This is a genomic window from Bacillus sp. 05T21, assembly GCF_056396785.1.
This window is the reverse complement of sequence record NZ_JBFTMD010000012.1, coordinates 58,157-83,708: the sequence shown is the minus strand read 5'-3', so window position 1 is coordinate 83,708 and position 25,552 is coordinate 58,157. Positions and strand designations below refer to the sequence as shown.

Genomic DNA, 25,552 nt, shown 5'->3' with positions numbered 1-25,552 from the left:
ATCACATCCCTCTATTAAAAAATCACGCCTGCATGTAAAATAACATTCGCATAAGGCGTTGCTTCTCCTGTACGAATAATCGCCTTCGCTCTCTTTGTATGCTCTTTAAATTCCTTATGAGACACATATTCAAATGCTGGCTCTATTAATCGCATCTCAATTTCTTTATTTACCTCTGCATTATTCATAATAACTTCTTCTGCTAACGTCACTTTTTCAATTGCCATATCATCAGCAACAACTTGTAATACGTCTAAAAAACTAGGTTTTCCGATTTCAACTGCTAAATCAATCCGTTTTACTCCATCAGGAATAGGTAACCCGCAGTCTGCAATTACAATCGTATCTGTATGTCCAAGTGAAGCAAGGACCGCCGCAATTTCACTATTTAATACACCGTGTTTTTTCATCCGACAATCACCTGCACTTCACGTACTCTATCTCTCGTTGGCATACCGCCCTGTGCCCCAAGTTTCGTTACAGAAAGACCACCAGCAATGTTCGCAAAACGAATTGCTTTTTGAAGTATTTCTCCTTCAGAAAGTGCAACTGCTAGCGCGCCGTTAAATGTATCACCAGCTCCAGTCGTATCTACTACGTCTACAGCAATACTTGGAACTTGAACAACTTCCGTTCCGTTATGGAAACGAACACCATTAGACCCTTCCGTCATCAATAGCTTATTTGGATATTTCGCAAGTAACTCTTCAATTGGTGATGTGAAATCATTTAATACGATGCGACATTCATGTTCATTCGGCGTAATATAAGTCGCTTTTTCTAAAATATCTTCTGATAAGATTTGTGCTGGAGCCGGATTCAACATAACTGGAATTGTATGCTCCTCACAAATAGCTAGAACGTATTTTACTGTTTCAAGCGGAATCTCTAGTTGAAGAACAACCATATCTGCTTTTACAAGAAGGTCTTTTGAACGATCTACAATCGACTCATTTACAAGAGCATTTGCTCCTTGTACGACAACAATACTGTTATCCTCTTCTGCTAAAACGATATGAGCGATTCCTGTCGTCCTATCTGTAACCGGTACCACATAGTCGATAAAAATGCGTTCGTTCTCCAAATTTTTTCTAACTACTGTTCCGTAATCATCATTTCCTACTGCACCAACCATCGCTACATTTGCTCCTAATCTAGCTGCAGCAACTGCTTGGTTGGCCCCTTTTCCTCCTGGTATCGTATGAAATGCTTCACCAATTACTGTTTCTCCTGCTTTCGGCCGTATTTTTGAAACAGCCACTAAGTCCATTGAAATGCTACCTACTACTGCAATATTTGGCATCTGTTTCATCTCCTTACTTCGTTGTATTTCGTTCTATAATTTCAATCGGTAAACGATAATGTTTCTCTTCTAATGGATTTCCTTCCATCTGCTCTAACAACAATTCTGTTGCAATTTTCCCCATCTCATAAATTGGCTGTGCAACAGTTGTAATAGATGGATACATCATTTCTGTTAAAGAAATTCCATCGAATCCGATAATTTGTAAATCGTTTGGAATAGAAATTCCCTTTTGAAGTGCAGCCTTTACAACGCCAATTGCAATTAAATCATTCCCAGCAACAATTCCATCAATATGCGGATATTCTTCTAATAATTCCACCGCTATCCGTTCACTATTAGCTGGATCGAATGTACTCTCCGCAATCATATAAGAAAGATTATTTTGCGTAATAACGTCTACAAAACCTTCAAAACGTTCATTGGCTGTACTCACATCACGAGGTCCTCGAATATGTGCAATATGCTTACACCCTTTGTCTATTAATAACTTTGTCGCCGCCTGACTCCCTGCATAGTTATCTGCATATACAGTAGGAATGCGCTCATTAAACATACGGTCAATCGCAACAACTGGAATAGACAAATTCATGTAATTAACACTATTTTGTGGATTCGTTGCTACAATAAATCCGTCCACATTATTTTGTCTAAGCACATCAATGTATTGCTTCTCTTTTTCTAAATTTTCATCAGAGTTACAAAGTACAACTGTGTAACCTTGCTTATGTGCTACATCTTCTACAGCACGTGCAACTTCCGGAAAGAATGGATTCACGATATTTGGAACAACTAAGCCAATTAAATGAGACTTTTTATTATATAAAGAACGCGCTACTGTACTAGGTTTATAATCTAGCATTTCAATTGCTCGCTCTACTTTTTTTAATGTATCCTCATGAACATATCCATTTTTATTTAACACTCTGGAAACGGTCGCAACAGATACCCCTGCTAATTTTGCAACGTCTTTAATCGTACTCATTCTCTTTTCTCCTCACTTCATGTAACCGTTTACAGAAAATAATATAACGCATTTATAAAAATACGTCAATCATTTCTAACTAAAAAGCTTTTAAGGTTATACTCAAAAAAAGCATCGCCTTATGGCGATGCTTTTTTATTACGAATATGATACAGTTTTTTCCTTTTCTTCTACAGCAGGCTCTTCAGCACCTTTTTTACGATCAGACAGTTTAATTTTCTGTAAGAAAATCGTAAAGATAGCACCTACTACGATAAATACCAATCCTGTTAAGAATACAGTATGAAGTGAGTCCACTAAAGAGCTTTTCAAAATTGGTACGATGCTATTAGAAAATGCTTCTGGCATTTGTTTTAATGCCTCTGGACTAAATAGCATAGAATATAAACTTTGTGGATCTGTATGAATCATATCTTTAAATTTTGTTACCACTTGTCCCGCTTCTTTTGGGAATGTGTCTAATACAGGTACTAATTTATTTGTTAACGTTGTGCCTGAAGTGTTATTCATAATTGATCCTAAAATTGTAATCCCAAACGTTCCACCGATTTGACGGAAGAATTGACTTGATGATGTTACAACGCCAAGATCTTTTTTCGGGAAGCTTTCTTGTAATGCTAATGTTAATATCGGCATAACAAGACCCATTCCTAAACCGATAACCATCATATAAGAAGTAGCGGTAAGCTTAGTTGTGTGCATATCCATCGTTGTTAATAACCAGAAACCACTAGCCATAATAAGCATCCCTGTAATAATTTGTGGTTTCACACCAATTTTTAATACAAGCTGACCACCAATAATACTCATAACGATCATTGTAATCATCATCGGTGTCATAATCGTTCCTGATTCAGCAGCACTTACGCCTACAATTCCTTGCATAAAGAACGGTACGAACATAATTGCTCCAAACATTCCGATACTCATAAAGAAACCGATCGCATTCAGTAGTGTAAATGTGCGGTTTTTAAAGAAGTGCATCGGTAAAATTGGTTCTTCAGCCTTCGTTTCAACGATAACAAAGCTAACAATACCAATGGCAGCTAGTGCAAATAACCCGATAATTTGCCAAGAACCCCATGCATAATCTTTCCCGCCAAACGTTAACGCAAGTAATAAACTTACAACACCGAGAATCATCGTGAAGATTCCAGCGATATCAATTTTAATTGGTCCTGTTTGTTTATGTGCTTTTAATCCCATTGCAATGAAGATTGTCGCTAAAATACCAACTGGTAAGTTAATATAGAATACCCATCTCCAGTTCACTGCGTCTACAATCCAACCACCAACTTGTGGTCCAATTACAGAGGCAAGACCGTATAGAGCTCCAAAAATACCTTGCCATTTAGCACGTTCTTTTCCCGTGAACATATCTCCGATAATAATCATAGCCATTGGCATCATAATACCGCCACCAAGACCTTGAATACCACGGAAAATAATTAATTCTGTCATACCGTTTGCCATACCACATAACGCTGAACCAACCATAAAGATAATTAATCCTGCTATATATACGTTACGACGCCCAAGTAAATCCGCTAATTTACCTGCAATCGGTACAACCGTTGTTGATGTTAACATGTAAGCTGTTGTTAACCATGTCATTAAACTTAATCCACCTAGTTCACCGACGATACGCGGCATTGCTGTACCAACGATTGTTCCGTCCAATGCAGCAAATAGCATTGCGATTACTAAACCGATTAACAACAACTTTCTATTCTGATTTTCTTGTTGCTCCATGTAATCTCCTCAATTCCTCTTAGTTTTTCTCTTTTTTCTCTTTTTTCTCTGGTTTCCCGCAAATAATTGTTTCTAGCTTTTCAAAGAGGCGCAACAAATCTTCCCTCTCTTGTAATTCTAAGTGTGAGAAGTATTTTGCAATATGCTCATTACGAGCCGCCATCGCTTCTTCTACTGTAGCTTTCCCCTTCTTCGTTAGCTCAATGACAACAACGCGGCGATCATTATCGTCGTGATAGCGCTCTACTAACCCATGATCAATTAAACGATCAGTCATTACTGTAATCGCACTCGGTTTCACGTACATTTTCTCCGCCAATTGTGTCGCTCTTGAAGCTCCGTAATGATCTAAAATCTTTAAAATATAAAACTGCGGTGGTGTAAGTCCTGATGCTTGCATTTGTTCTAATAGCTCTGTTTGCATTTTCTTTCCTATAGCGAATGTAAGAGCTTGAATCTTATCAATATGAGTCATATCATTTGGCATGTTATCCACCTCTTATTTAAGCAATAAAATATTTAACGTATTTAAATATTAATCCCACAAACAAAATACGTCAACAACTTTCTTTATAAAAACGTTTACATTTTTGTCACAAAGTTGTATAATTTTCGTCGAAGTTAATATTGACAGTCACGGAGAATCGGAGTATATGGCTATGAATCATAAAAAAGGGAACTTTTTTATATTTCATAGCCTTTTTGTATTCTCTCTGTCTTAAAACGCTTCCAATTAATTAGGGGAGGATTTTCATTTTATGTTTTTCACACAATTATTTAAACCTGCGCCCCACGCAGAACGCTTACCAGCTGATCGCACTGATAGCGAATACCGCAAATTGCGTTTGCAAGTATTCTTAGGCATCTTCATCGGTTATGCGGGTTACTACTTTGTTCGAAAAAACTTTTCACTCGCAATGCCATACTTAATCGAACAAGGCTTTAGTAAAGGGGAACTTGGGGTTATCCTTTCAGCAGTATCTATCGCTTACGGATTAAGTAAATTTCTTATGGGTATCGTATCCGATCGTTGTAATCCTCGCTACTTTTTAGCAGCTGGGCTATTTTTATCCGGTATCATTAATATTATTTTCGGCTCATTTTCTTTCATTACAACGAGCATTATACTTATGTTTGTACTTCAGTTTTTAAATGGATGGGTACAAGGTATGGGGTGGCCTCCTTGTGGTCGTACGATGGTTCACTGGTTCTCCGTCAGTGAACGTGGTACAAAAATGTCTATTTGGAACGTCGCTCATAATGTCGGCGGCGCGCTTATGCCCTCTCTCGTTACATTAGGCTTATATTTCTTTGCAAATGACTGGAAAAGTATATTTTACTTCCCAGGTATTCTTTCAATTTTAGTGGGGATTTATGTATTAATTACGATGAGAGATACACCTCAATCTTGCGGATTACCTTCTATTGAAGAACATACTGGGGAATATCCATCAGATGAAAAAGTAGCGGACCGTGAACGCGAACTTTCGGTAAAGGAAATTTTATTTACATACATATTAAACAATAAATTTTTATGGTATATCGCTATCGCTAACGTTTTTGTTTATTTCGTTCGTTACGGCGTTGTAGACTGGGCTCCTACTTATTTAGTAGAAGAAAAAAGCTTTACTCATAGTAGCTCACGTACAGCTTATGCTCTATACGAATGGGCTGGTATTCCAGGTACACTTCTTTGCGGATGGATGAGTGATAAACTATTTAAAGGGCGCCGCGCACCTGCTGGTATTCTATTTATGGTCGGTGTATTCATTGCCGTTCTTGTTTACTGGCTAAATCCTGCTGGGCATCCAATCATTGATAGTATCGCACTTGTTTCCATTGGATTTTTAATTTACGGACCTGTTATGCTAATTGGTCTTCACGCGCTTGACTTAGCACCCAAAAAAGCTGCTGGAACTGCCGCTGGGTTAACTGGGTTCTTCGGTTACCTAGGAGGAGCTACTTTTGCTAGCGCAGCTATGGGCTTTATTGTAGATGGATTCGGATGGGACGGCGGATTCATTTTGCTCCTTGCTTCTTGTTTGCTTGCAATGTTCTTCCTTGCTCTTACTTTAAATACAGGATCTGCTAAATCAAAAGAAGTTTAAACAAAATATAATGTGTAGAAAAATAAACATAAAAATAGCTCTCAGCATTTACTTACATGCTAAGAGCTATTTTTTATTTATCGTTCTTCTCTTGCTATTTATATTAATCATTTCCCTTCTATTCATACGATTAAAACATTTGCTGAAACATCTTTATTAAAACAGCTAACATAACAGATCCAGCAAATCCACCTAAACAAATTAAGCTTACCCCTTGGCTATAAGACAAATTTTGAAATGATTTCATACCTTCCATCCTCCCTATATCCCCTTTGATATTCTTATTGTATCAATGGGAAAAATTTCATAACATCGATTTCGCTGACAACTAACTTACAAATTTGTAAGTTAACATTTTTTTAAGCTTATATATATTCTGTCCACATTCTCCCTCTTAATACATCAAAGAAGACCTCGAATTATATCAAGGTCTTGCTTACATCACAGAATATCTCACTCAATTTATTTTATCCCGCTATTCGCCGGGCAGTAAGACCCCCACCTCAAAATTCAGTGAAAGCAAAGAAGTTAGGTCGGGGATGAACAAAACCCCCACTGATTAAAGCTTCACTTTATAATCATAACCGGGCATTTCACACGTTTTGCTATTTTATGACTTACACTACCAAGCACCATTTCTTGCAGTGTATTTAGCCCTCTACTCCCAGCAATAATAAGATCTATATCCCCTGTATTTACATATTGAACAATCGTATCTCCTGGATCGCCATGTAGAATCGTAATTTTGTAGGAAATGTTCTCTTTCTTTAATAAACCCTCAATCTCTTTTAATTTATCTTTTCGACTAGCTGATATTGTTTCTAAATCCGTTTGTCCTTGTATAATATCTGACTTTGCCGTTCTATTATCTACTACGTACACAACTTCAACATGTGTTTCTTCGTTAAATTTCGCAATATATGTTGCATGCTCGGCTGCTCGAAGTGCATGTTCAGAACCATCGCATGCTAATAAAATTTGTTTGTACATATGCTGAATCCCCTTTTCGTTATCCTACCCGTATTATATAATAAAGCCCCCTAAAAAGGAGGCTTCTAACTAGCAATTCTCTTATTATAAGTAGCTAAATTCGCAACGAGCTTCGAGCTACGTTCATTTAACCCTGTGATCCTTACTTTCACACCGTTTTGTTCATACTTCATGATAACTTTATCAATTGCCGCTACCGCTGAATCATCCCATACGTGTGCGTTAGTAAAGTTCATCTCAATTTCTTTCACATCTTCATTGTATGAAAAAGCATTTATATACTCTGCCGTAGATGCGAAGAATAGTTGGCCGTGAATTTCGTATATTTTCTTATTTTCAATATACAAATGTTTCACGTGAATCTTTGCCATATTGAATGCAAATAAAACTGCACTAATTATCGTTCCGATAATTACACCTAATCCTAAATTATGTGTAATTAGGACAATCACAACTGTTACGATCATAACAAATGCGTTTCCTTTTGGTACTTTATGAATCGTCGCTACAGAGTTCCAATCAAACGTCCCAATCGAAACCATAATCATAACTGCAACTAAAGCTGCCATCGGAATATGAACAACGTAATCACCTAAAACAAATAGCAATACGATTAAAAAACCACCGGCTACAAGCGTCGATAATCTCCCTCGACCACCTGATTTAATATTAATAACAGATTGTCCAATCATTGCACATCCTGCCATTCCTCCAAAAAAACCAGCAACAACGTTCGCAATCCCTTGTCCACGTGCCTCTTTATGCTTATTACTTTCCGTATGTGTCATATCGTCTAAAACCGACGCCGTTAATAATGACTCTAGTAAACCTATAACCGCTAGCATAACTGAATACGGTAAAATAATTGCTAATGTCTCAAGTGTAAATGGAACATCAGGAATACTAAAGAACGGTAATTCTTTCGGTAAGCTTCCCATATCCCCTACTGTTTTTAACTGTAATCCGCTCATAAGTGCAATGCTTGTCACAATAATAATTGAAATAAGTGTAGACGGAACAGCCGTCGTAATACGTGGAAATAAATATATAATTGCAAGTCCTAATGCGACAAGTGCATACATTTGCCAAGTTACATTTTTAAAATGTGGCAGTTGTGCTGTAAAAACTAAAATTCCAAGTGCGTTTAAAAAACCACTCATAACAGATTTAGGAACAAACTTCATAAATGAGCTAAGTTTGAACACTCCGAAAATAATTTGAACAATACCTGTTAATATTGTCGTAGCAAATAAATATTGCAAACCATGATCCTTTACAAGAGTGACCATTAATAACGCCATCGCACCCGTTGCCGCCGAGATCATCCCTGGTCTTCCGCCGACAAACGAAATTGTAACCGCAATACAAAAAGCGGCGTATAACCCAACGGTCGGATCTACACCTGCAATAACAGAAAAAGCTATCGCTTCAGGAATTAATGCTAAAGCAACAACAACCCCCGATAGCACGTCCCCTCTCATATTTGAGAACCATTCATTTTTTATAGTTCGAAACAAAGTAACACTCCTCTACTCTTTTATCATTTGATTTTCTCCATAAGAAAATCAGGGCCGACTGCACGAAGGGTATTATATAACGAGCAAAGGATGTTGTGCTATGTAAAAGTTTCCTAAAGAAAAGGCGCTACCTTAGCAGCGTCTTTTCTCATTTCATTAATGTCCACCGTGACCTTGACCACTTTCCTGAACAATTTCTAACCTCTCATCCAATATACCTTGTGTTTCAAATGAAATATCACTACTACTTCCTAATAGGAAACCATGGTTATATGGTCCAAGTGTTGGATCATCTTTAAACTTCGGCTGAATAGTAGCAAGGAAGTCATAAACTGGTTGTGAAGCTTTTCCTTCCTCAAGCAAAACAACAGGGGCATGTTTACCCATATGTGAAAACGGTGCTCCCGCAATTGCTAAGTCTGGTGTTTTGCTTGAAACAAATGACAAACCGTGACCTGGTTTTGTGAATCCCCAGCCAAATTTCGTTTTTTCATCTTTAAATTTCGCAAATGCAACCGAATTTTCTGTTGGAGTCTCCCCACTAATACGGGTCACTTTTCCGTATTTATTTAACTCTTTTTCTACTTCTTTCGAAACGATTTTTTCTGGTCCTAACACATATATATTTGCTTTATCTTTTCTCATTTTTAATGCCTCTATCGTCGCTTCTGGCACCTTATCTTTTTCTACATATAAAAGTGGTTCTGGCATATGAGAAATCCAATTTACAGCTGGTGTTGTATATAAACGTCCTTCTTCTTCAGACGAACCGATAATAACGCTATTTGGATAATTTCCTGTTATATCGGCATATTCTTTATCAACATCTTTAGCAAATTTAGCTGGGTCCGTTTCTTTTATTTGCTTTACTTTATATTCTTTTAATTGCTCTAGGCTAGCTGCCCCTACATTCCCCATCACCATAATTTGCGTTCCATCTTTCGTTCCGAGCGGATTTAATCGTTTTATTTCTTTTAACGTCATTTCGGGTACCTTTTCTTTTTCTATAAATAAAATCGGTCCGTTATTCGGATGATGAATAAGATCCGCACTTGCAATACCTAATTGCCACTCGTTCACTGGCACTAAAATAATAGCGCCTGGCTGATTCTCTTTATGCGTTGCTGGCCATATCGTTTGCGAAGTTAATACTGCCATTTGCAGAGGATCATTTGTATTTAATCTCGTTACATTTTTTAAACTTGTCGTTAATAAATCATTCGATGCACCTTGATTCATTTCTTTCGGCGCAGTTACCTCCTGATTCATTTTCATTTCCTTTTTCTCTGTTTTCTTCTCTTCTTTAGATTCATGATTTTTATGATCTGTATTCGTTTGTCCACACGCCGCAAGACCAACCGCCGCAATTATTGTTATCCCGAGAATTCGGATCATCTTTTTCACTATATCGCCTCCGCATTATTCGTTTTCGAGCCAATATTATTACCTAAAATGGAATTTCAACTTTACAATAACAAGCAATTCTGAAGAAATTATGCAGATGCATTATAATCTGCACCATTTCTTCATGATTTTGCCTTACAATTTAAGTAATAACTACAAATGCGGAGGTACTCTATGATCGATATACTACTCGTAGATGATGAACCGAGAATGCTTGAATTATTAACGCTTTATCTTACTCCAATCGGATATAACTGCGTATGTGCAGCATCCGGAGAAGAAGCTATTTCACATATAGAAAATCGAAACTTCAAATTTGTTTTACTCGATATTATGATGCCAAAGATGGACGGGTGGGAAACTTGCAAAAGAATTCGATCATTTAGTAACGTTCCTATCATTATGGTAACTGCTCGTGATCAGACGGTAGATGTCGTTCAAGGGTTAAAACTTGGAGCAGATGATTACGTGACGAAACCATTCCACGAAGAGGAGCTCTTCGCAAGAATTGAAGCTGTTTTACGCCGAACCAATCAACATGCACAAATCCAATATCACGGCATTTTATGGGATGAGGCCAAGCATTTCATTTCTGTCCATAATGAAGAACTTCTTCTCACCCCAATCGAATTCTCTTTACTCGGATTATTTTTACGTCATGTGAACTACGTATTAAGCCGTGATCAGCTCATTGAACGAATTTGGGGATTAAATACAAATACAGAAGATAGAACAGTCGATTCACATATTCGTAATTTACGTGATAAATTACGAAAAGTAAATTTCCCCATTGATCACCATTTAAAAACTGTTTACGGAGTAGGATATCGATGGATTGATATTGAAAACTAAGGAGCAAAACGATGAAGCGAATTTCTATTCAACTCGGATTTTATTTTCTAATTGTTACACTTTTAATCGAAAGTGTTCTATTTGTCTTGCTCTATTATAGCCTTGTAAACAATAGAGTGAATGAAGAAATGACTGCTTTATTAAAGCGTGGAAATAGTCACCGAGATGTCCTTGAAAAATATTTTGACAGGCAAACAATCTCCCATGTTGCTTTAATGGAATCCGAAGCTGAAACAACTGTTATTATTACAAATGCAAATAAGGAAATACTAGCTAAATCCAATGAAATAAATACTACTATAAAAAAACATATTGAAGGAATGCAAACACGAACAGATCATGATGGAGCAATTATAGAGAATCATTGGAAAACATCTAATTATATATGTACAGTTAGCCCAATTGTAGTGGCAGGAAAAACGGAAGGCTATGTATATATGTTTCTCGGGACGGAATCAATCGAAGAAATGGTTAACGGGCTCACACGGCAATTCATTATCGCTGGAGTCATTACTTTCCTATTAACAGCCATCACCATTTTTCTATTATCACGTTTGTTAACAAAACCATTGTTACACATGAAACAAGCGACTGAAAAAATGAGTAAGGGCGATTTATCCGTTTCATTAACAACTACTCGAAATGACGAAATTGGTGAACTAGCACAATCTATCCAAACTCTCGCAAATGATTTACATTACATGAAAACAGAGCGAAGTGAATTTCTAGCAAGTGTTGCTCACGAATTACGAACACCATTAACGTACGTAAGAGGTTATGCTGACATTGCATTAAAAGAAAACACACCCCCAGAACAACGTTTACGATACTTATCCATTATAAAAGACGAGTCTGATTATATTACAAACTTAGTTCAAGATTTATTTTCACTCGCTCAAATGGAAAAGCATAACTTTTTCATTCAAGTACAGGAAGTGCATTTACACACCTTCCTTACTCGCATCACTGAAAAAATAAATGTGATGTACGGAGAAAAACAAATTAAAGTTGTTTTCACATGTCCTTCCTCACTCTTAGTAAAGCTAGATGAGCAACGCTTTGAACAAGTTATGGCTAACATTTTAAATAACGCGTATAGACATTCAAAAGAACATTCTCATATTAATATTTCTGTTACAGAAGAACATAAACATATTTCCATCAAAATTAAGGACAAGGGAGAAGGTATTCCGCCTGAAGACCTCCCTCACATTTTCGATCGCTTTTACCGTGTTGATAAAGCGCGCTCTAGAGCTACAGGAGGCACTGGTTTAGGGCTCTCCATCGTAAAAGAAATCGTAGAACTACACGGCGGGAATATTACTGTCACAAGTGAAATTGATCACGGATCTTGCTTTACAATTTCATTGCCATCTATATAGAAACACGACTATCATCAATAGTCGTGTTTTCTTATCCTTTAGGACTTTACTTTATAATATAAATTTACGAATTGCCCAAAACGTTTCGTATCCGTTAAAGTTAAATGAATTTCCGGGTTCTTTTCTTTAAATAACGGAACTCCAGAACCTAATATGTGAGGTGTAATCGTAACAACATATTCATCAATTAAATTATTCTTAAAGAACTCTCTCAGTAGACTCCCTCCACCGACCATCCATATTTTAAATCCTTCCTGCTCTTTCAACCTTTTTGTAAACTCTAATACATCTTCATTTACAAACTCTACATGTTCGTTTGAACCTTTTTCTGAATTAGAAAAAACATAACATTTTTTATCTAGGTACGGGAATGTTTCCGTATGCTCTACCACATAATCGTACGTTCTCTTTCCCATAATTATCGTATCAATTGTTTCGTACATTTCTGTATAACCGTTGTCTCCCTCACCTTCTGTTTCCATTAACCACTCTAAATCATCATCTTCTTTCGCGATAAATCCATCTAAGCTCGCTGCAATAAATAAAACAATTTCACGTGACATATCTTTTCCTCCTTACAGCTTCTATTGATAAAATCATCTTATAAGCACTATACTAACCATAAAACATGACAACTTATGTCATGTTAAAAAAGAAAAAGGTGATATCCTTGTCAAAAGCAAAACGTTTACTAGACATTCTTATATTTGCTTCTACGAAAAAAACATTTACAGCTCAAGAAATAGCTGATGAATTTAATATTTCCGTTCGTACGGTCCATAGATATATTTTAGATTTAAGTGATATGGGGTTACCCATTTACGCTGAACAAGGTCGCAACGGGGGATATAAAGTATTAACAAACAGCATGCTTCCCCCCATTTTATTTACCGAAGAAGAAGCGGTCTCCATCTTTTTTGCTTTCCAATCTTTAAGCTACTATCGTAACTTGCCTTTTAATACAGAAATCAATTCTGTTACTCATAAACTGTATAGCTCTCTACAAAATGATGCGAAAGCTAAAGTTGATAAAATACGTTCTTATATCGCTTTTTGGAATCCGAAGAGAACAATTGAGACAACATTTTTAAACGAAGTATTAACAGCGGCTATTGAAAATAAAAACTTACACTTTCAATACGAGTCTAAATCGGGGATTAAAACAAAACATGTTCATCCTATCGGTGTATATGCTCACGACGGTTTATGGTATTTGCCATCCTATGACTTTAGTAAAAAAAAGGTATTACTGTATCGCGTTGATCGTATTCCTTCTATATTATCAACAGAAGAAAATAAAGATACGTTCATGAATTTAGAAGAATGGTTCGAATCTAACTCTAACGTAGTACACACTCCTATCCAATTACATGTTTTATTAACGACAGAAGGCGTGCGCCAATGTAAAAGCGTTCCTTACCTTGAAGAATTCGTGGTAGTAAACGAAGACGGGACAGGTTATATACATTCAACAATTGATAAAGGTGAAATTAACTTTATTACCCCTTTATTTTATAGACTTGGAAAAGATGCACGAGTTTTAGAACCGAAAGAATTGATAAATGGTTTACGTATACGTGCAAAAGAGGTTTTACATATGTATGAAGACGAAAAAAGCTGCTAAATATAAGCAGCTTTTTTTGTCTATTTGTCCCTAATTTGTTTACTATTGACGAATATCGAACCACCAACGATTTTTCTCATTCATATTCTCAGTACCGCCAAACCCACTGTAATGGAAGGCATCGAGGAAGATTGAATCTAGTTTATCCTCATCTACAAAATAACCTAAATTAACCTTTACCGTTTGTCCTGGTGTAATACTACCAATATTATAAAAGCTTTTCCCGTCTCCGTGAGGTTCCAAGTAATCAACTTCGCCCGTCATAATACGCGTTGCGTCCATTCCCTCTTCTTTAGCGTAGTTCCATGCATTCCCTTCAAATTTAAGCTGTTTTATAGATGGATGCATATAGATTTCTTCTGTCACCTGTTTACCTATATTTTTCACTGTTGTTGTCAAGTAGACAAATTTAACATTAACTAATTTCGAATCTACTAATGTATCAATTGAATCTTTACCATTCCCTAATTTATATACATCCCGTCTGTACGATAGCAATTTTCCCGTCTGATCTAAAGCCTTCTTCTTGCTTAATATCCCTAAGCCAAGTTCATTAAAGTTCTCTTGTTTAAAATCTTTAATCGAATCAAAAACTTCAACTTTTTCTATCACATATTCAATTTGGCTGTTATCCATAGATATCGTTACTGGAACCTTTTGTCCTATGTGAAATAGTCGTTTACTATCTTTTTTCAAGGGAATCACCTTAGTTTTTTTAGGTTCATCCGCTTCACTAAAATACTTTTTATCATAATCTGTTATATGTGCTGCCTTTTCTTTTGACGTAGGCTCAAGTGAAATGTTCCCTAACACATCCATCATTTGTTCTTCATTTACATCTGATCCAATAAAACTTTCTAACATAATCCCTTCTTTCTCAAAAAAGAGAAAGACCTTCCTATCAAACATTACATTGTTGTTTCCAGTTTCTTTATGAACAATTACTGCTTTCCTGCCATTTATCTCTTTTTCTTCATAGCTTTTTGAATATAAAGTTTGAAAGTCCGCATTTCCCCCCACTCTCCAAAGAGCGAATGAAAATCCACCCATTGCGTCGTTATCTTTAAATGAATATTTCATAGCCGAGTCATCAATTGCTTCCATATTTTCTGGTAATTTACCAACTCTCAACTTATACCACTTATCAATATTTTTCGATTCTTTATTCGTTACTGAAACATTTACTTCGTAATTTTGTTTTTGAACAATCATATTATAGACTTTTACTGCACCAAAAACGGTTGTCGGCATGCCAATCAATAAGCAGGCAGCAGCGATTAACATGCGATGTCTTTTTCGCTTTGTCTGTGGTTTTCCATCTTTCAGCTTCATTTCCTCCATAAACAATTTCTTTTTGCGCGTATATGTATGTGAAAATTCATGTTGTTCTTCGAGTTTATCAAAATCATCTAAAGCAATTTTTTCAGCAAGTTCATATATTTTTTTGGAGTTCTTTGAATTCGTCATGTTGTATACCTCCTATAATATTTTGGACTCGTTTTCGAGCGCGTTCAAACTGCTTGCGGGCATTAGCCTCGGTTATTCCCATAACACTTGAAATCTCTTGATACGTTAAGTTATAGAAGACTTTATACTTAAACACCTGTCTGTTAGATTCACTTAATTCTGTTAGCAATGTATCAATTTGAACCTCAGACATTTTACGTTTTTCCCACTCTTCAATATTTTCATCTACTGCTTCTATTGATTCTCTTTCATATTCTTCTAAAAACGTTTCATGTCGTTTATTTTTCCGGTAACTATCAATCGCCTTGTTTTTCGCGACCCTCAAAATGTATCGTTTAAGCTCTTCAGTGCTCAAGCTATGGAGCTTTTCCAAGTTCTTATAAAGAGTAATAAACGTCTCTTGAACCGCATCTTCAGCCTGCTGAATATTATTTAAAATAGAATAAGCTACATAATAAATTTTTTGTTCGTACAACTCATATAGCTCTTCCATCTTTTCGTAATCTTTGTTTGTAACTTTCATATAATTCCTCCTCTCATTCTATATAACGAATGAGCGATATACTTTGTGACACTGCAGAATTCTTTAATAGATAAAATTAAATAATAGAATAAAGAAAAGCCCAATTTCTCTATTTTAACTGAGAAATTGGGCTTTTCTTTATTAATATTTCCCTAACTGTCCCCCTAAGAAAACTCCTCTTACACCTTTTCGCTATGTATTATTTTCTCTATTGCTTCTTTTAATAAATTCTTTGTCTCTTCAAAGTTATGATTCTGCTGTTCTCCTGGCTGCACCGTATAAAACTCAGCAAACGAACGCTCTTTATATCTCGGTACAATATGCATGTGATAATGAGTTAACTCGTTAAAGATTCCACCATTTTGACAAATTGTAATTCCGTCTGCCAAAAACATAAAAACGTGAGCGCCCTATTCTCACGTTTTTATGTTTCACTTTACTAATTCAATTGTTTCTGTAACTTTTATACTATCCTTTACAGATTGAACAATTGTGCAATTTTTCACCGCAAGTTGCAGTGCCTTGTCTAATTGTACTTCTGTAATGTTCTCTGCTTTAATTTTATAGTGCAAATGAACACTTTCAACTGGTTTTGATAAAGCTTCACTTCTACCAATTTCAGTTTCAATTGTAAGCGTATCGTATGCAATACGTTTCTTTTCTAAAATCGTTCGAAAAACAATTGCACTACATCCTGCGATAGAAGAAACGAGTAATTGTAACGGTGAATATCCGTTTTCTTTCCCAATCGCTAATTGACCATACGATAAATCTGCCTCTATATCATCATGCTTAATTTTTATTTTCATACTTTGCTTCCATCTCCACTTTCATCGGTTTCTGCCGTTTCTTATTTATATAATAATATATGTAGCAGAAAATGATAAATGGAATACCACAATATAACGCCATTCGTTGTTCTGGAATAAACGCTAAACTAATAACAACGATGCTATTTGTAATTAAAGCTAAAATTGGAACAAGCGGGTATAGTGGTGTTCTATACTTTAAGTCCTCTAATTTTCCTCCGCCTTTTAAATACTGACTTCTAAAACGAAGTTGCGATAAAGCAATAATGATCCAACTTGAAACAGCAGATAAACCAGCTATAGATAATAAGTACATATATACTGTATCTTCTGCAAGGAAACTTGTTAATAAAGATAACGCCGCTACAGCAATCGTTACGACTAACGCTGTAATCGGAATACCACGTTTATTTACTTTCTTGAAAGAAGTTGGTGCCATTCCTTCATTTGCAAGTGACCATAGTATACGCGTTGCTGCATATAACCCTGAGTTCGCTACAGATAGAAGAGCTGTAATAATAACGAAGTTCATAATATCAGCTGCATATGGAATACCGATTTTATCAAATACAACTACGAATGGGCTTTCAATTATCCCTGCTTCTTTCCAAGAAATTAACCCTACTAAAATTGTCATTGTTAAAATGAAGAATAACATAATGCGCCATACTGTATTACGAATTGCGCGTGGAATTGTTTTTTCAGGATTCTGACTCTCTCCTGCTGCAATCCCGATTAACTCTGTTCCTTGGAAGGAAAAGTTAACTGTAATCATCGTAAGAAGCACTGCGGCTAGTCCATTTGGGAATAGCCCACCATCACTTACAAAGTTAGAGAAAAGAGGCGCTGCTTCTTTTCCGTCATATGGTAAAAATCCTAGTAATGCGCTACCACCAAGTAGAATGAATGCAATAATTGTAACTACTTTAATACTAGAGAACCAAAACTCTAATTCAGCATAACTCTTCGCTGATATTGCATTTGAAGCATATAAAATAACTCCGAATACGAGACACCATACCCAAACATCAACATTCGGAAACCATCTTTTCATCATTAAACCGATCGACGTTAATTCTAATCCTACTGTTACTGCCCATCCAATCCAGTATAGCCAACCGATCATAAATCCAGTTCCTGGTCCAATAAACTTCGTCGCATACTTTTGGAAAGATCCTGAAACTGGCATTGCTACCGTTAGCTCTCCAAGACAAAGCATTGTTAAATACATAATAAACCCGCCCACTAAATATGAAAGGATGGCTCCCCCTGGTCCAGCCTGATTAATGGTGTAACCTGAACCTAGAAAAAAACCAGTTCCGATTACACCACCTAGTGCGATCATAAATAAATGTCTACTCTTCATCGTACGATGTAATTGCTCATTCGTTGTTTGCTGCATCTTAATCCTCCCCCTACAAGTACCCCTATCTCTTTTTAAAATTTTCTGATAATAAAAATATACACGAAAGCGATTACAATTTCTATATAAAATTAAAACTTTTCTGATAAAACAATATAAAAATTCAAATATTAAGAGCTCGTAATACTAATTTGAGGAAAAAAAGGATTTATAAGGAAAAAACTCTTACATTTTTTTGTAAGAGTTAACGTATTTCTAATCTTCTAGATAAAATTGATAAACCGTAGTTTACAACAAAATACATACAGGCTGCTAGTATAAATGTCGGAATCATATAATTTACATTCTGCCCGCTAATAATTTGAGCATTATGCATAAGCTCTGGCAATGATATAACAACTGCTAATGACGTATCCTTTAACAATGAAATAAATTGACTAACAAGCGGGGGGACCATTCTTCTTAATGCTTGCGGCAAAATAATATGCCAAAGCGCTTGCACATACGTTAATCCAGAAGACCTTGCAGCCTCAATCTGCCCTTTTTCGATAGATAATAGACCGCTTCGAACAATTTCAGATATCATTGCCGCTTCAAATATTGTTAAAGCAACAATTGTAGCTGTTATAATTTCTAACTTCAATCCCGCTTCCGGAAGTGCAAAATACGTAAAAAATATAATTAAAAGTAGCGGTAAATTCCGAATGACTTCCACGATAAAGCCTAATATTTGTGAGACGACAGGTATTTTCGTATAGCGCAATATTCCTATTACACTACCAATAATAAAGCTAAGTACAATTGCTATGAGCGCTACCTCTAACGTTATGAGTAATCCTTTTAATAAAAAGAGGATATGATCACCTGTTATCGCTCCTTTAAAATCCATTTATACCGCCTCCTTTGCCAAGCGTTTTTCTAAATAACGCACTAGCATACTTAGCGGAATTGTTAATACTAAATAAAACATCCCGACAAATATATATACATCAAACGTAACGAACGTCTTCGTTGAAATTAAGTCTCCTTGATACATTAAATCCGTTCCAGCAATAATTCCGAGTATTGAAGAGTTTTTTACTAAATTGAGAAATTGATTTCCTAGAGGAGGAATGACGATTTTCATCGCTTGAGGTAAGACGACATGATACATCGCTTGCGTATAAGTTAATCCTGAAGAACGTGCTGCTTCCATTTGACCTTTCGCGACTGATAAAATACCAGCACGAATTACTTCCGCAATAAAAGCCGCTGTATAAACTGTAAGCGCAACTGTCCCTGCTACAAAACCGTTGAAAGTAATTCCTATTACAGGCAAAGCAAAATAGAAAATGAATGCAATTAATACGAGTGGAATATTTCTAACAAACTCTACATAGGCAGAGCCAATCCAATTCAAAATACGAATAGGTGAAATTCGCATCACTGCCATAATAATTCCTAAAACAAAACTTCCTATTAGTGCAACTACACTAGACATAACCGTATATTTAAATCCTTCTAAATACATATCAATGTTATTCGTTAATATAGAAAAATCAGGCACATATTCTCCCCTCTTTCTTTACAAGAAGAGGATGAGTACTCTCATCCTCTCACTCTTACTATTCATCACGAGAAATAAAGTTTCATTTTACTTCTCTTGTTTTTGACCAATCCATTTTTCATACAATTTATCGTATTCTCCATTCGCTTTCATATCTTTTAATAAACTATTAATCTCTTTCGTTAAATCGTCTGCACCTTTTTGTACTGCAATTCCATACGGTTCATCCGTGAAAATTTTCCCTACAACTTCATAATTAGAATCTTGTTTTGCCATTCCGTAAAGAATCGCATTATCTGTAGTTAAAACATCGCCTTTACCTGCTTTTAACGCTGTAAATGCCTCACTATAATTCTCAAACTCTAATACTGTTGCTTCTGGTGATTTTTGGCGAATGTTATTTGTAGATGTTGATCCTTTTACAGCTAATACTTTAACGCCTTGTTTTATATCATCAATGCTCTTAATATTGCTTCCTTTTTTCACAAGTAACGATTGTCCTGCTTTAAAATATACATCTGAGAAATCTACTTCTTTTTTGCGTTCTTCCGTAATTGTCATTGTCGCAATAATTGCATCAATATCACCATTTTTCAGCATCGGAATACGTGTTTTAGACGTTACTTCTTTCAGCTCTAGTTTCTTTTCATCACCAAGAATTTTTTTCGCAAGTGCCTTCGCGATATCAATATCGAATCCTTCTACTTGCCCTGTTGAAGGGTTTTTCAATCCAAATAAATTCGTATCATTCTTCACTCCAACTACTAACTTCCCGCGCTTCTTAATTTGCTCAACAGCTCCGCCTTGCTTCGTATTCGTTTCTTTCGCCTCGTCTTTTTTCCCCCCGCACCCAGCAACAATAAACACGAATAAACATGAGAATACGATTAGGGTAAACAACTTTTTCATCTTAAGCATGAAATTCCTCCTTTAATGATTTAATACCCGGCTTAAAAATAGACGTGCTCTTTCTTGTTCAGGATTTGCAAAAAATTGTGATGGTGTTGTATCTTCGATAATTTGACCGTCATCCATAAATAAAATTCTATCTGCTACCTCACGTGCAAATCCCATCTCATGTGTGACGACGACCATCGTCATTCCTTCTTTAGCCAGCGCTTTCATAACATCAAGCACCTCTCCGATCATCTCTGGATCAAGAGCGGACGTAGGCTCATCAAATAGCATAATTTTCGGTTGCATCGCGAGCCCTCTAGCAATAGCTACCCTTTGCTGTTGACCTCCGGATAATTGATGAGGATATACACCTGCCTTCTCCGGGATTCCTACTTTCTCTAAATAAACCATCGCTGTTTTTTCTGCTTCTTCTTTTGAAGTTTTATTTACTTTAATTGGTGCTAGTGTAATATTTTGCAGAACTGTTTTATGTGGGTATAAGTAAAAATGCTGGAAGACCATACCAATATTTCGGCGTAATTCATTCATATCTGTTTTTTTATTGTGTACGTCTGTATTTTGTACGATTAACTCTCCATCAGTAATCGCCTCTAACTGATTTATACACCGAAGCAATGTACTTTTTCCTGATCCTGAAGGACCAACAACTACTACCACTTCACCTTTTTTCACTTGCACATTAATATTTTTCAAAACTTGGAAGTTACCATAATATTTATTTACATTACGAAACTCTATCACCATACTCCCCCTCTCCTAAACAAAGCATGTACATTCTTTTTATATTCAAAAATAGGCAAAAAAATAACTTTCATCTTCATTTTGTCCATAAAAAAGAGCAAAGGGATTTCCCTTTGCTCCTTCAGTTCTATTCTCTTAAGATACTTCTTCTTTCTTGTCTTTCCCGTATTCATGCTCCCAGAAATCAGCATTTTTAATTCCTAATTTCTGCGGATCGAACACTGGATCTTTTCCTTCTTTTTTCTGATTTTCATAATCCTTTAATGCGATCAATGCCGGTTTTTGTAATAATAGAATCGCAATAATGTTAACCCATGCCATAATTCCTACACCAATATCTCCTAAAGCCCATGCTGTTTCTGCTGTTTTTACACAACCGTAGAATACAACTCCTAAGAATACAAACTTTAGTACGATAGACATCCAAGGACGGTCTTTATCACGATTTAAGTAAGCTATATTCGTTTCTGCAATGTAGTAATAAGCCATAATTGTTGTAAATGCGAAGAATAGTAAAGAGATTGCTACGAAACCGTTTCCAAATCCAGGGAAAACAGATTCTACTGCTGCCTGTGTATAACCAGGACCTGGCTGTGCACCATTTAATTTATTGACGATAAAGTTTTTTCCGCTTGCATCAAATACGTTATACATGCCTGTAATAATCATCATAAATGCTGTTGCTGAACAAACAAATAATGTATCAATGTAAACGGAAAATGCTTGTACTAACCCTTGTTTAGCTGGATGCGATACTTCAGCAGCTGCTGCTGCATGGGCCCCAGTTCCTTGCCCTGCTTCGTTTGAATAAATACCACGTTTTACACCCCAAGAAATTGCTAAACCAATAATCCCGCCAAAAGCTGCTTCTAATGCAAATGCACTTTTTAAAATTAACATGAAAGCGTCTGGTAGTTTTTCGATATTCATACCTACAATTACACAAGCTACTAAAATATAGCCAAGCGCCATAAACGGTACTACAACTTGCGCTACGTTAACAATTCGCTTAACTCCACCAAAAATAATAAGTGCTAATGCCGCTACTAATACCGCCCCGGATACAGAAGTATTAATACCAAAAGCTGTTTCTAGACTTACAGCAATACTATTCGCTTGAACACCTGGAAGCAGCATTCCTGTTGCAAGAATTGTCGCTGCGACGAACACTAATGCGTACCATTTAACACCTAGTCCTTTTTCAATGTAATAAGCAGGACCACCGCGGAATTGCCCTTGATGCTTAGTCTTATATATTTGTGCAAGCGTCGATTCTACATATGCAGAACCAGCTCCTAGAAAGGCTACCGCCCACATCCAAAATACAGCGCCTGGACCACCAAAGGCAACAGCCGTTGCAACACCGGCAATATTTCCGGTTCCAACGCGCCCTGATAACGAAAGTGCTAACGCTTGGAACGAAGAAACACCCGCATCAGACTTTTCTCCCTTAAATGTAAGCTTCACCATTTCTCCTACATGTCTTACTTGTAAAAACCTTGTTCGAATGGAAAAATATAGACCTACTCCTAAACATAAATAGACAAGTGCTGGACTCCAAACAATATTATTTATCCAACTTACGATAGATTCCAACTTTCCTCCTCCTTCTTTATAAAGAATATTCAGAATATATATAAAATTATAAGTGTATACCGAATCTATAACAATATTATTTTAATAAAGTAAACATATTTTTGTATAAAAAAACAAAGTATATATTTATTTTATATACTTTGTTCCCTTATATCTGTATTATATATTCACTATTGCCTCTTGCTTTATAATTCTTTCATACAACTCATCTGATAACTTTTGAAAATCCTCTGGCATATCTTTCCCCTTAAATTTCTTTTGAAGCGTACCGTATAGGCCTATATCACGTAACCGTAAAAATAACGGTAACGATTCATACCAACTATCCGCCAGCCTGTGCTCATATTCGTACCCCTTTCTTAACACTTGTAACTGTTTACGAGCAAATTCCGTCTTTTTCTCCAATGTCCACGGTGTAAAAAGAACAGAGTAATAAAGAACCATTGCCAAATCATGAATGAAGTAATTATAGGCAGCGTCATCAAAATCAAAGATTGTTAGCCCTTTTCCATCATAATGAAAATTACCTGGATGAATATCGCCATGCATAAGGCCAAACGTTTCTCTTTCGATTGGAAGAGCCTTTATTTCATCCATTAATACAGTGGCAATCCCTTTCACCTTCTCATCTTCTAATCCATTAACAATGCTACTTTCATCCTCTTCCCACGTATCACGGTAGTCTGTTTTAGGATAATCCATTGTAAGGCGGTGCAGTTGTCCAATCGCTTTTCCCCACGCTTCAAAGTAAGCATCTCCCCAATAAGGCGATTCTTCTCCTTTTACTTGCTCACCTTTTGCATATGTAAATAAAGACGCGAAAAAGAAAGTGCCATCTTCCGCTCCAATTTCTTCTACAAGATTTTGAGATATTGAATTAAGAGGTCCCGCCACTTTCGCCCCATGCTCCGCAACATACCGTAAAAAATCTAGTTCGGCCTCTACCTCTTTTTTAGAACGATGAGAAGAATGAGTTAAGCGTAATACGTAATCTTCATTATTTTTACCCTTCGCCTTAAAAATATAATTTTCAAAATCACCAAGTGGCTTTTCTTCCACCGTTACATGATATGCCTTTGCTGCTCTTGCTAAAATTTCATTCGTAAAAACACGTTCTACCGCTATTTCCATTTGTATCCCTCCTATATATCTTCTTAATTCGACATAAATGTAAGAAGTACTGCTATGAAATTAAATAGTGCGTGTGCAATCATAGCCGATAAAATAGAATTTGTTTTTTCATATAACCACGCGAATACTACACCGCTTAAAAAATTCACCGGTAATGTGTTATATGTTGGAATATGAACAACAGTAAATATTATTGAACTTATAATCACCCCGCCCCATATGCCATATCTATCACGAAAAAACGTATAAAAAACACCTCGATATAAAATTTCTTCATAGATTGGTGATATAACTGCTGCTCCAATTACCGCGATACAGAACGCATATATTGATTTATCATTTTGGATCGTCTCCGTTTTACTATTTTCAAAAGAAATCCCCAGTTTCTCCATTATCATTAATACACCAATACTAACTACAATCAAAGAAATAACCGCTACAAATGTCCACAAGAAATCTTTCCATGAAAGCTTCCGAATTCCAATATCTTTCCACGACAGTTTATATCTTTTTATGCAAAAAAGATAAACTACAAACGTAAATATCACTGCCATTATAAGTCCCATTAATACTCCAGCATATAATGAGTTCCCTAGTATTTTTAAAGCATAATCATAAAAAAGAGATTCAATCATTACTGGTACAATCAGAAATACGAAAACAAATAAATATAAAATTTCTTTCCATCCCCACATACATTTTAAAGTCATCTACACCATCCCCCTATATCCTATTTTCTTTAGTATAAAAGATGACGTAACGTAACTTTCAAGCTACTTTTTTCAAATAATCTAAGCATAATTTTCTCACAAAATAAAAAAGGTTGATTCACTCAATCAACCTTTACACTATTAAAAATTCTATTCCTCAATTCTTCATCAATTCATTCTCATATATAATATTTATCTTTATTTCTCTTCACCTTTTGTCTGCATTGAGTTGAAGGTCCAATTTAACTTCAATGAATCTCCTTGAAATACATTTTGCTCTTCATCGTTATTTACAAATGTGAACATTACGTAGAAAGTATCATCATCACCAGGAGCAAGTCCATTTCCTTCTCGGTCTACAACACCTTTTTGTACAAGATCAGGAATACTTCCGTTTTGCGTAGCTACCTTTAATTCAGATAATGTAGTAGACCAAATTGGAACCTCATTTTTATCCAAATTCCACAAGAAATCAACACGGATATGATCACCAAAATCAGCATTTCCATTATCTCCTTTAGCATCGATTACACTGTAATCTGTCAGAAGTTTCACATCTCCTATTGCTAAGGTTCCTTTGTTTACTAATTGAAAACCACGCTCCATTTCATCACCTGGTTTAATATTGTCGACATTAATAACAACTTCAGGATTAACACTCAAATCTAAAGTACCGGCTGCAAACGTGTTTTGTGATACTTCCTTATCACTAAAATACGCATATGTTCCCCCACTAATTAAAGATAAGCCAAGCGCTGCAGTTACAACACCCATACCAAGTTTTTTCTTAATACTCATTTCACAAGTCCCCCTATTTTTAAAGTTTAAACT

Annotated in this window: 26 protein-coding genes and 1 pseudogene; 4 read left to right on the top strand and 23 right to left on the bottom strand. The window is 36.0% G+C overall.

Annotated elements, in window-relative coordinates:
• Positions 1-14: 14 nt before the first annotated feature.
• The 5 genes from rbsD to AC1DKZ_RS19955 all read right to left on the bottom strand — a co-directional run bounded on the left by rbsD (position 15) and on the right by AC1DKZ_RS19955 (position 4,527).
• Positions 15-410, bottom strand: coding sequence for a D-ribose pyranase (rbsD, locus tag AC1DKZ_RS19975; RefSeq protein ID WP_002090928.1), 396 nt, complete (start codon positions 408-410; stop codon positions 15-17).
• Complete coding sequence (rbsK, locus tag AC1DKZ_RS19970) at positions 407-1,303, bottom strand: ribokinase (RefSeq protein ID WP_219300173.1); 897 nt, start codon at positions 1,301-1,303, stop codon at positions 407-409. Before rbsK ends, rbsD begins: the two co-directional genes overlap by 4 nt.
• A 13-nt stretch (positions 1,304-1,316) precedes the next feature.
• A complete protein-coding gene (gene rbsR / locus AC1DKZ_RS19965; RefSeq protein WP_476996919.1) occupies positions 1,317-2,288 on the bottom strand; it encodes a ribose operon transcriptional repressor RbsR in 972 nt (323 codons plus the stop codon).
• Between the two features lie 138 nt (positions 2,289-2,426).
• Positions 2,427-4,040, bottom strand: a complete 1,614-nt coding sequence (locus tag AC1DKZ_RS19960; RefSeq protein WP_476996918.1) for an MDR family MFS transporter — start codon at positions 4,038-4,040, stop codon at positions 2,427-2,429.
• A gap of 19 nt (positions 4,041-4,059) precedes the next feature.
• Positions 4,060-4,527 carry a MarR family winged helix-turn-helix transcriptional regulator gene (locus AC1DKZ_RS19955; protein ID WP_002029807.1) on the bottom strand — a complete coding sequence of 156 codons (468 nt, stop codon included), beginning with the start codon at positions 4,525-4,527 and terminating at the stop codon, positions 4,060-4,062.
• 271 nt (positions 4,528-4,798) lie between these two features.
• Here AC1DKZ_RS19955 and glpT point away from each other — a divergent pair, with 271 nt between their 5' ends.
• Positions 4,799-6,148 (top strand): glycerol-3-phosphate transporter, encoded by a 1,350-nt coding sequence (gene glpT / locus AC1DKZ_RS19950; RefSeq protein ID WP_476996917.1) that lies wholly within the window; start codon positions 4,799-4,801, stop codon positions 6,146-6,148.
• Positions 6,149-6,278: 130 nt separating this feature from the next.
• Here the strand turns inward: glpT and AC1DKZ_RS19945 are convergent, their stop codons facing one another.
• The 4 genes from AC1DKZ_RS19945 to AC1DKZ_RS19930 all read right to left on the bottom strand — a co-directional run bounded on the left by AC1DKZ_RS19945 (position 6,279) and on the right by AC1DKZ_RS19930 (position 10,059).
• The gene (locus AC1DKZ_RS19945; protein WP_002125236.1) at positions 6,279-6,395 is read right to left on the bottom strand and encodes a DUF4027 family protein; all 117 of its coding nucleotides are present in this window, start codon (positions 6,393-6,395) and stop codon (positions 6,279-6,281) included.
• 320 nt (positions 6,396-6,715) lie between these two features.
• A complete protein-coding gene (locus AC1DKZ_RS19940) occupies positions 6,716-7,138 on the bottom strand; it encodes a universal stress protein (RefSeq protein WP_002010593.1) in 423 nt (140 codons plus the stop codon).
• 65 nt (positions 7,139-7,203) lie between these two features.
• On the bottom strand, positions 7,204-8,655 hold the full coding sequence (locus AC1DKZ_RS19935) for a SulP family inorganic anion transporter (protein ID WP_476996916.1): 1,452 nt from the start codon (positions 8,653-8,655) through the stop codon (positions 7,204-7,206).
• A gap of 156 nt (positions 8,656-8,811) precedes the next feature.
• Positions 8,812-10,059: a cell wall-binding repeat-containing protein gene (locus AC1DKZ_RS19930; protein WP_476996914.1), complete on the bottom strand. Its 1,248-nt coding sequence runs from the start codon at positions 10,057-10,059 to the stop codon at positions 8,812-8,814.
• A gap of 174 nt (positions 10,060-10,233) precedes the next feature.
• Here AC1DKZ_RS19930 and AC1DKZ_RS19925 point away from each other — a divergent pair, with 174 nt between their 5' ends.
• Both AC1DKZ_RS19925 and AC1DKZ_RS19920 read left to right on the top strand, forming a co-directional pair.
• Positions 10,234-10,911 (top strand): response regulator transcription factor, encoded by a 678-nt coding sequence (locus tag AC1DKZ_RS19925; RefSeq protein ID WP_044444490.1) that lies wholly within the window; start codon positions 10,234-10,236, stop codon positions 10,909-10,911.
• Between the two features lie 11 nt (positions 10,912-10,922).
• Complete coding sequence (locus AC1DKZ_RS19920) at positions 10,923-12,293, top strand: sensor histidine kinase (protein ID WP_002167094.1); 1,371 nt, start codon at positions 10,923-10,925, stop codon at positions 12,291-12,293.
• Positions 12,294-12,331: 38 nt separating this feature from the next.
• Here the strand turns inward: AC1DKZ_RS19920 and AC1DKZ_RS19915 are convergent, their stop codons facing one another.
• A complete protein-coding gene (locus AC1DKZ_RS19915) occupies positions 12,332-12,856 on the bottom strand; it encodes a dihydrofolate reductase family protein (protein ID WP_476996913.1) in 525 nt (174 codons plus the stop codon).
• Between the two features lie 65 nt (positions 12,857-12,921).
• On the opposite strand from AC1DKZ_RS19915, the gene AC1DKZ_RS19910 reads away from it, so the two are divergent.
• Positions 12,922-13,917: a helix-turn-helix transcriptional regulator gene (locus AC1DKZ_RS19910; RefSeq protein ID WP_476996912.1), complete on the top strand. Its 996-nt coding sequence runs from the start codon at positions 12,922-12,924 to the stop codon at positions 13,915-13,917.
• A 42-nt stretch (positions 13,918-13,959) separates the two neighbouring features.
• On the opposite strand, the gene AC1DKZ_RS19905 is transcribed toward AC1DKZ_RS19910, so the two are convergent.
• The 13 genes and pseudogenes from AC1DKZ_RS19905 to AC1DKZ_RS19845 all read right to left on the bottom strand — a co-directional run bounded on the left by AC1DKZ_RS19905 (position 13,960) and on the right by AC1DKZ_RS19845 (position 25,519).
• Positions 13,960-15,384 (bottom strand): anti-sigma factor, encoded by a 1,425-nt coding sequence (locus AC1DKZ_RS19905; protein ID WP_476996911.1) that lies wholly within the window; start codon positions 15,382-15,384, stop codon positions 13,960-13,962.
• Entirely contained in the window at positions 15,350-15,907 is a 558-nt protein-coding gene (locus tag AC1DKZ_RS19900; RefSeq protein WP_476996910.1) for an RNA polymerase sigma factor, read from the bottom strand. Before AC1DKZ_RS19900 ends, AC1DKZ_RS19905 begins: the two co-directional genes overlap by 35 nt.
• 179 nt (positions 15,908-16,086) lie before the next feature.
• Positions 16,087-16,302 (bottom strand): annotated as a pseudogene (locus AC1DKZ_RS19895) (HIT family protein); the annotation flags it as partial.
• Between the two features lie 36 nt (positions 16,303-16,338).
• A complete protein-coding gene (locus tag AC1DKZ_RS19890) occupies positions 16,339-16,716 on the bottom strand; it encodes an OsmC family protein (protein WP_476996909.1) in 378 nt (125 codons plus the stop codon).
• Complete coding sequence (locus tag AC1DKZ_RS19885; protein WP_061673992.1) at positions 16,700-18,118, bottom strand: amino acid permease; 1,419 nt, start codon at positions 18,116-18,118, stop codon at positions 16,700-16,702. The genes AC1DKZ_RS19890 and AC1DKZ_RS19885 overlap by 17 nt, the downstream gene beginning before the upstream one ends.
• 205 nt (positions 18,119-18,323) lie before the next feature.
• On the bottom strand, positions 18,324-18,968 hold the full coding sequence (locus AC1DKZ_RS19880; RefSeq protein WP_476996908.1) for an amino acid ABC transporter permease: 645 nt from the start codon (positions 18,966-18,968) through the stop codon (positions 18,324-18,326).
• On the bottom strand, positions 18,969-19,625 hold the full coding sequence (locus tag AC1DKZ_RS19875; protein WP_002010508.1) for an amino acid ABC transporter permease: 657 nt from the start codon (positions 19,623-19,625) through the stop codon (positions 18,969-18,971).
• An 87-nt stretch (positions 19,626-19,712) separates the two neighbouring features.
• Positions 19,713-20,543, bottom strand: coding sequence for a glutamine ABC transporter substrate-binding protein GlnH (gene glnH / locus AC1DKZ_RS19870; protein ID WP_002125212.1), 831 nt, complete (start codon positions 20,541-20,543; stop codon positions 19,713-19,715).
• 12 nt (positions 20,544-20,555) lie between these two features.
• On the bottom strand, positions 20,556-21,287 hold the full coding sequence (locus AC1DKZ_RS19865; protein ID WP_033710329.1) for an amino acid ABC transporter ATP-binding protein: 732 nt from the start codon (positions 21,285-21,287) through the stop codon (positions 20,556-20,558).
• A gap of 132 nt (positions 21,288-21,419) precedes the next feature.
• Positions 21,420-22,880, bottom strand: coding sequence for an alanine/glycine:cation symporter family protein (locus AC1DKZ_RS19860; protein WP_476996907.1), 1,461 nt, complete (start codon positions 22,878-22,880; stop codon positions 21,420-21,422).
• 159 nt (positions 22,881-23,039) lie between these two features.
• Positions 23,040-24,011 (bottom strand): phosphotransferase enzyme family protein, encoded by a 972-nt coding sequence (locus AC1DKZ_RS19855; RefSeq protein WP_431182363.1) that lies wholly within the window; start codon positions 24,009-24,011, stop codon positions 23,040-23,042.
• A 23-nt stretch (positions 24,012-24,034) separates the two neighbouring features.
• Entirely contained in the window at positions 24,035-24,721 is a 687-nt protein-coding gene (locus AC1DKZ_RS19850) for a CPBP family intramembrane glutamic endopeptidase (protein WP_242310836.1), read from the bottom strand.
• A gap of 198 nt (positions 24,722-24,919) precedes the next feature.
• Positions 24,920-25,519: a TasA family protein gene (locus tag AC1DKZ_RS19845; RefSeq protein ID WP_476996906.1), complete on the bottom strand. Its 600-nt coding sequence runs from the start codon at positions 25,517-25,519 to the stop codon at positions 24,920-24,922.
• Positions 25,520-25,552 lie beyond the last annotated feature (33 nt).

Bases quoted from the DNA above. Each gene is read 5' to 3' on its own strand.
- rbsD (WP_002090928.1), bottom strand. From the start codon at position 410: ATGAAAAAACACGGTGTATTAAATAGTGAAATTGCGGCGGTCCTTGCT.
- rbsK (WP_219300173.1), bottom strand. From the start codon at position 1,303: ATGCCAAATATTGCAGTAGTAGGTAGCATTTCAATGGACTTAGTGGCT.
- rbsR (WP_476996919.1), bottom strand. From the start codon at position 2,288: ATGAGTACGATTAAAGACGTTGCAAAATTAGCAGGGGTATCTGTTGCG.
- AC1DKZ_RS19960 (WP_476996918.1), bottom strand. From the start codon at position 4,040: ATGGAGCAACAAGAAAATCAGAATAGAAAGTTGTTGTTAATCGGTTTA.
- AC1DKZ_RS19955 (WP_002029807.1), bottom strand. From the start codon at position 4,527: ATGCCAAATGATATGACTCATATTGATAAGATTCAAGCTCTTACATTC.
- glpT (WP_476996917.1), top strand. From the start codon at position 4,799: ATGTTTTTCACACAATTATTTAAACCTGCGCCCCACGCAGAACGCTTA.
- AC1DKZ_RS19945 (WP_002125236.1), bottom strand. From the start codon at position 6,395: ATGAAATCATTTCAAAATTTGTCTTATAGCCAAGGGGTAAGCTTAATT.
- AC1DKZ_RS19940 (WP_002010593.1), bottom strand. From the start codon at position 7,138: ATGTACAAACAAATTTTATTAGCATGCGATGGTTCTGAACATGCACTT.
- AC1DKZ_RS19925 (WP_044444490.1), top strand. From the start codon at position 10,234: ATGATCGATATACTACTCGTAGATGATGAACCGAGAATGCTTGAATTA.
- AC1DKZ_RS19920 (WP_002167094.1), top strand. From the start codon at position 10,923: ATGAAGCGAATTTCTATTCAACTCGGATTTTATTTTCTAATTGTTACA.
- AC1DKZ_RS19915 (WP_476996913.1), bottom strand. From the start codon at position 12,856: ATGTCACGTGAAATTGTTTTATTTATTGCAGCGAGCTTAGATGGATTT.
- AC1DKZ_RS19910 (WP_476996912.1), top strand. From the start codon at position 12,922: ATGACAACTTATGTCATGTTAAAAAAGAAAAAGGTGATATCCTTGTCA.
- AC1DKZ_RS19905 (WP_476996911.1), bottom strand. From the start codon at position 15,384: ATGACGAATTCAAAGAACTCCAAAAAAATATATGAACTTGCTGAAAAA.
- AC1DKZ_RS19900 (WP_476996910.1), bottom strand. From the start codon at position 15,907: ATGAAAGTTACAAACAAAGATTACGAAAAGATGGAAGAGCTATATGAG.
- AC1DKZ_RS19890 (WP_476996909.1), bottom strand. From the start codon at position 16,716: ATGAAAATAAAAATTAAGCATGATGATATAGAGGCAGATTTATCGTAT.
- AC1DKZ_RS19885 (WP_061673992.1), bottom strand. From the start codon at position 18,118: ATGCAGCAAACAACGAATGAGCAATTACATCGTACGATGAAGAGTAGA.
- AC1DKZ_RS19880 (WP_476996908.1), bottom strand. From the start codon at position 18,968: ATGGATTTTAAAGGAGCGATAACAGGTGATCATATCCTCTTTTTATTA.
- glnH (WP_002125212.1), bottom strand. From the start codon at position 20,543: ATGCTTAAGATGAAAAAGTTGTTTACCCTAATCGTATTCTCATGTTTA.
- AC1DKZ_RS19865 (WP_033710329.1), bottom strand. From the start codon at position 21,287: ATGGTGATAGAGTTTCGTAATGTAAATAAATATTATGGTAACTTCCAA.
- AC1DKZ_RS19855 (WP_431182363.1), bottom strand. From the start codon at position 24,011: ATGGAAATAGCGGTAGAACGTGTTTTTACGAATGAAATTTTAGCAAGA.
- AC1DKZ_RS19850 (WP_242310836.1), bottom strand. From the start codon at position 24,721: ATGACTTTAAAATGTATGTGGGGATGGAAAGAAATTTTATATTTATTT.
- AC1DKZ_RS19845 (WP_476996906.1), bottom strand. From the start codon at position 25,519: ATGAGTATTAAGAAAAAACTTGGTATGGGTGTTGTAACTGCAGCGCTT.